This window comes from Bullifex sp. (assembly GCF_034103065.1).
Lineage (GTDB): Bacteria > Spirochaetota > Spirochaetia > Sphaerochaetales > Sphaerochaetaceae > Bullifex.
The window spans coordinates 1-5,173 of the sequence record NZ_JAXEGN010000286.1; the positions used below are offsets into that span (position 1 = coordinate 1).

At 34.8% G+C, this 5,173-nt stretch carries 5 protein-coding genes; all 5 read right to left on the bottom strand.

What is annotated here, in order from left to right; translation table 11 throughout:
* Window positions 1–631: 631 nt before the first annotated feature.
* Window positions 632–2,179 (bottom strand): glutamine-hydrolyzing GMP synthase, encoded by a 1,548-nt coding sequence (gene guaA / locus SOY52_RS10940; protein WP_320848993.1) that lies wholly within the window; start codon window positions 2,177–2,179, stop codon window positions 632–634.
* A gap of 4 nt (window positions 2,180–2,183) precedes the next feature.
* Window positions 2,184–2,699, bottom strand: coding sequence for an ECF transporter S component (locus tag SOY52_RS10945; RefSeq protein WP_320848994.1), 516 nt, complete (start codon window positions 2,697–2,699; stop codon window positions 2,184–2,186).
* Window positions 2,692–3,468, bottom strand: a complete 777-nt coding sequence (locus SOY52_RS10950; protein ID WP_320848995.1) for an energy-coupling factor transporter transmembrane component T — start codon at window positions 3,466–3,468, stop codon at window positions 2,692–2,694. The genes SOY52_RS10945 and SOY52_RS10950 overlap by 8 nt, the downstream gene beginning before the upstream one ends.
* Window positions 3,458–4,834 (bottom strand): ATP-binding cassette domain-containing protein, encoded by a 1,377-nt coding sequence (locus tag SOY52_RS10955; RefSeq protein WP_320848996.1) that lies wholly within the window; start codon window positions 4,832–4,834, stop codon window positions 3,458–3,460. The genes SOY52_RS10950 and SOY52_RS10955 overlap by 11 nt, the downstream gene beginning before the upstream one ends.
* The coding region (locus tag SOY52_RS10960) for a lysophospholipid acyltransferase family protein (RefSeq protein WP_320848997.1) at window positions 4,834–5,173 on the bottom strand (340 nt) is incomplete at its 5' end. The genes SOY52_RS10955 and SOY52_RS10960, both read right to left, overlap by 1 nt.

The window sequence follows — 5,173 nt, forward strand, 5'->3', positions numbered from 1 at the left end:
ACGATCTTATCGGCTATTATCAGAAAAAAGGATTCATCCACCTTTACAAAAACAGCAACAACCATCTTAATCAGATGATACTTCTTCTATAGAGTACTGCATATTGAATGGATATCGTAGTCTATGGATGCGTGATTTACGAAAGAAAAGCCGACAATACTATGTTCAACAACCATAGGAATATCATCATACGAAGGTAATTTGGATGTATCTTCAGCCCCCACCCTCTGTAAATCGTGAAAATAGTGTCATCGCCTCTATGGAATATCTGATATCCCTTTATGAAATAGGACGGCTGATTCCGATATTTTTAAGACGACGGCACCTTGAAATCGCCTCATATTCAAAACCTGCGCATAAGGCGGCCTATGCTAAATTTCACATAAGCCTCCCAGAACATGATAAGACCCTTTGTGGTCGTAAGGCAGTCCTTCTTTTCTACAACACCGAGACCGGAGCGGAGGCTACATACTTATGGTAGAAGCCCAGATAATAAAAATAATACGTATACCCGCTGATAGGAATTTAGAAGGAAAAATCCGAAATAATAGCGATAATTGACATAAAATAAAAATCGTCATAAAACAAATAATTGTCTTATAACGATTTATTTATCACGTTAAAAATATAATCATTCCCACTCTATTGTTGCTGGTGGTTTTGAAGTGATATCATAAAGGACTCTATTAACACCTTTTACTTCATTACATATTCTAGAAGCACATTTTTGCATTACATCATATGGGAGGCGATACCAATCTGCGGTCATAGCATCTTGGCTAGTAACAGCACGTAGAGTACAAACTTCTCTATAAGTCCTTTCATCACCTTGTACGCCAACGCTCTTTACAGGTAATAAATCAGCAAGAGCTTGCCAAATTTCATGGTAAAGTCCAGCATTTCTTATTTCCTCAATAAAGATAGCATCAACATCTCTTAAGGTATCAAGACGCTCTTTAGTTACTTCACCAATACATCTAACACCAAGACCTGGACCAGGGAATGGATGACGGTCTACTAGTTCTTCAGGAAGGCCTAACTCTCTACCAAGTTCTCTTACTTCATCTTTAAAAAGCTCTTTTAAAGGTTCAAGTAACTTCCACTTTAAATCTTCAGGAAGGCCACCTACATTGTGGTGGGATTTAATTGTTGAGGTAGGACCTCCAAATGGAGATTTTGATTCAACAATATCTGGATAAAGAGTTCCTTGAGCTAAGTGTGTAATTTCCCCACACTTTCTTGCTTCATTGTAGAAAGTATCAACAAAGAGCTTACCAATTGTTTTTCTCTTATCCTCTGGATCTGTTTTACCTTTTAAAGCTGTTAAGAACATTTCCTCTGCATCGGCATACTGAAGTCTCATATTAAAGTGCTTTCCAAAAAGGTTAAGAACGTTTTCTGCTTCATTCTTTCTGAGCATACCGTTATTGACGAATACACATACAAGCTTATCACCAATAGCTTTATGAATTAATACAGCTGCAACAGAGGAGTCAACACCACCAGATAATCCACACAAGACTTGTCCATCGCCAACTTCTTTTCTAATACTCTCAACTGCTTCATTTATGAAGTTACCCATATTCCAGTCAGCTTTAGCTTTACAAATATCAAGAACGAAATTAGAAAGCATCTTTTGACCTTCAACAGAGTGTACTACTTCAGGGTGGAACTGAACTCCATAAAAGTTTCTTTTTTCATCTTCAATTACTGTATATGGACAGTTTGGAGTGTTTGCAGTTGTGCTAAAGCCTTCAGGGATTTTATCTACGCTATCTCCATGGCTCATCCAAACCTGAGAAAGGTTTGAAACATCTTTTAATAGCTTACTCGCTTTTATAATATTGATATTAGCAATACCATATTCCTTTTTTTCTGGACATGTAACATGACCACCAAGTAAAAGAGACATTACTTGTAAACCATAACATATTCCAAGGATAGGAATATTAAGATTAAAGATTTCTTTATCAGGCCTAGGTGAAAGAGCTTGGCTTACTGATGCAGGACCACCTGAGAAAATAATTCCCTTCGGAGCCATTTTTTTTATTTCCTCTGCACTAGTATTGAAAGGTACAATTTGACTGTATACTCCAAGCTCTCTAACTCTTCTAGCAATAAGCTGGCTATATTGAGCACCAAAATCTAAAACAATTACAGTATCGTGATTCTTTTCCATAGTTCTACCAAGATATTGTCTTTACAGGTGGATAAGCCTTCCTTACTGCTTCGCTTAAAATAAAGCCAGCAACAACACCTACACCACTTTGAATTAAATTACCAGGAATTTCAGCAATAGCAGTTGGAAAGCCTGTTAAGAACATACCTGCTAAGAGGCAATAGCCACCAGCTACAACTACCATACAAACGATACCTGCAATAATCTTTCTTGCTAATGTAATTTCATCCTTATTCATAATTAATGCCATCAAAAGGCCTTCTAAACCATGAACAATAAAGCTAATAATTGCCCATTGTGGATAACCTCCGAGAGCATCTGCTAAGGCGGTTCCAATTCCTGCTGATAATCCAGCGGTTACAGGACCAAGTGTGTATGCAATAAAACATATAGCTACATCACATGGATTAAGATATCCTCTTGCTGTTGGAATCTTTATAACCATTGTAAAAACACATACTACAGCAATACAAATTGCAAGGGTTGCAATTTTTACTGTACTACTCTTTTCTTTAGACATTTATAGCCTCCAAGGTCAATAAAAATATAGCAGGAATAATAATGCTAATAGCCAAATGTGTAAACAGTTTTATTCCTCCAGGAAGACTATGAAATTCAGATTTTTTTCTCTTTCTTCCATACCCTCTTAGGTCCAATGCTGCAGCTGTTGTATTTATACTTTTTAAAGCTACAACTAGAGCTGAAGTGAATGTTGGAATAAGCTTGGTAAATGATTTCTTCTCACTATCTGCACTCTCTGGATTTGGAAGTCTTAATCTTTGACTATCTTTTATTCTACTAAAAGTTGAAGCAAACGAAGGAATAAATCTAAGAGCTAGGGAGAGCACCATACAAGCTGAATCGGGGAGTTTAAAGCTCTTTAAAGCAAGTAAAATATCTCTACTAGTGGAAGTTTCAAGTAACAGTGTGCAAATTAAAGAGATAAAATAAAATCTTGAAATTAACACCTGTACAATATGTAGTCCTTCATATGTGATGATAGTAAAACCATGATAGCTTAAGAGAACACTTCCACTTCTTTCTTGAAGAGGCATAAATAAAACCATAAAAATTGTTACGGGGAGCAATAGCTTGATGTTATGAAGTGTTACCTTAAGCTTAACAGAAATTAATGATAATAATGTTATTAATACAATTAATAAGTAATGCATACTAAGTGGCATTTCAAAGAATACAGAGATGCACATTAATAGAGTAAAAATGATTTTTGCTCTAACATCAAACCTATGATAAAAAGAAGAGGATGCTATATAAGTATTAATCTGCATATAACACTCCATTTTCTATATAGTAGCCATGATTAGTAATCTTATTTGCAAATTCTTCATCATGGGTTATTAACAATATTCCAGACCCCTTTGATGATAGTAAATTTATTAGTCTAATAGATTCTTTGTAATCAAGGGCACTATCTAATTCATCTAGGATATAAAAAGGTCTATCAAGAGAGTAATAAATGGCACATTGAAGTCTTTTTCTTTCTCCATAACTCATCAATGAGGCAACTTCATCACCCTTTAAATTAAAAATAGATAATAACTCTTCACCCCTCTTTTTCTTCTCTTTTTGGGTAAGCTTTAAATAGTCTAAGGCAAATGAAAGCTCATCATAAGCAGTTGGTAAGAAGATTTGGAAATCAGGATTTTGGAACATATAGCCCACAATTCTTGATAATTCCTTCTTCTTTAGACTCTTTCCTTTATATCTTATTTCACCACTTTCCTTATCATAAAGCCCGCATAGGATTGATGAAAATGTAGATTTGCCACTTCCATTTAATCCCTTAAGAGTTACAACATCCCCCTTCTTGAGCGAAAAGTTATCAACTTTGATTGTAAAAGGCCTCTCCTCTAATACAGATCTATGAGGATGGGTAAAGGTAAGGTTTCTAACAACTAATTCTTCATCAGTTATTTTGGAGTTAATTATAAACTTAGGTATTTCAGAAAATCTATTAATTAGCTTTTCATCTGCTTCAATTAACGTATTATCTAAAATATAGGTTTTATCAAATATGCCATCAAAACATGAAAGATAGTGAGAAGCAAAAACAACAGATCCACACTTTCTCTCTTTCAATCTTTGGCTTAGTTTTTTTCTATAACTAATATCAAGGTCATCAAAAGCTTCGTCATAAATTATATATTTACTTTGACAAACATCTGCTGCACAAAGCATTAATCGACGTTTTTCACCACCACTTAGCTCTGATGTAGAAATATCTCTATATTTTTCAAGTCCCCAAAAAGCTAGTACCTCGCTAAGCCTTTTTTCCATTTCATTTTTATCAAGGCCTAAAGCTTCCATTGGGAAAACAATTTCTTCTTCTACTGTTGATGAAATGATAAAATCTGTAGCATTTTGAACAACTAAAGAAAAAACTGTCATCTCCTCAAGTGCAGTACTTACATCCATAGAATCATAGGTAATACTGCCGCTTAGTGTTCCATCATTGTATTTTGGCGTTAATCCTGAAAGAATCATGGAAAGTGTAGATTTTCCTTTTTCAGGATTTCCCAAAATTAGCACATTTTCATTTTCACCACATTCAAATGAAACATTGTCAAAAAGCACCCTATTAGAGGTGCTTTCATAAACAGTATAAGAAAAAGAAAGATTTTCTACTTTTAGCATTATTTATTCTTTTTAATTTCAGGAAGCTTTTCATAGCACTCTCTGATGCTATTTTCAACGATACTATGTATATCTTTCTTCTCATCTTCACTTAACTTTGAAGTATCAACTGGAGGTAAGAAAGTAATATAAACCTTCTTTCTCAAAAGAGAAAAAGGTGTTTCAAATAGATATCTAGTACCTTTTATTACACAAGGACAGATTATTGCATCAACACGAGTAGCCATCTTAAATGAACCAGCCTTAAACTCATGAACAAGGCCATCCTTACTTCTTGTGCCCTCAGGGAAGATTGTCATTGGAAGTCCACCTTTTATGTTTTCAGAGCCTTGAAGGATA

Excerpts from the sequence above, each read along its gene's own strand:
- guaA (WP_320848993.1), bottom strand. The coding sequence starts at position 2,179 with ATGGAAAAGAATCACGATACTGTAATTGTTTTAGATTTTGGTGCTCAA.
- SOY52_RS10945 (WP_320848994.1), bottom strand. The coding sequence starts at position 2,699 with ATGTCTAAAGAAAAGAGTAGTACAGTAAAAATTGCAACCCTTGCAATT.
- SOY52_RS10950 (WP_320848995.1), bottom strand. The coding sequence starts at position 3,468 with ATGCAGATTAATACTTATATAGCATCCTCTTCTTTTTATCATAGGTTT.
- SOY52_RS10955 (WP_320848996.1), bottom strand. The coding sequence starts at position 4,834 with ATGCTAAAAGTAGAAAATCTTTCTTTTTCTTATACTGTTTATGAAAGC.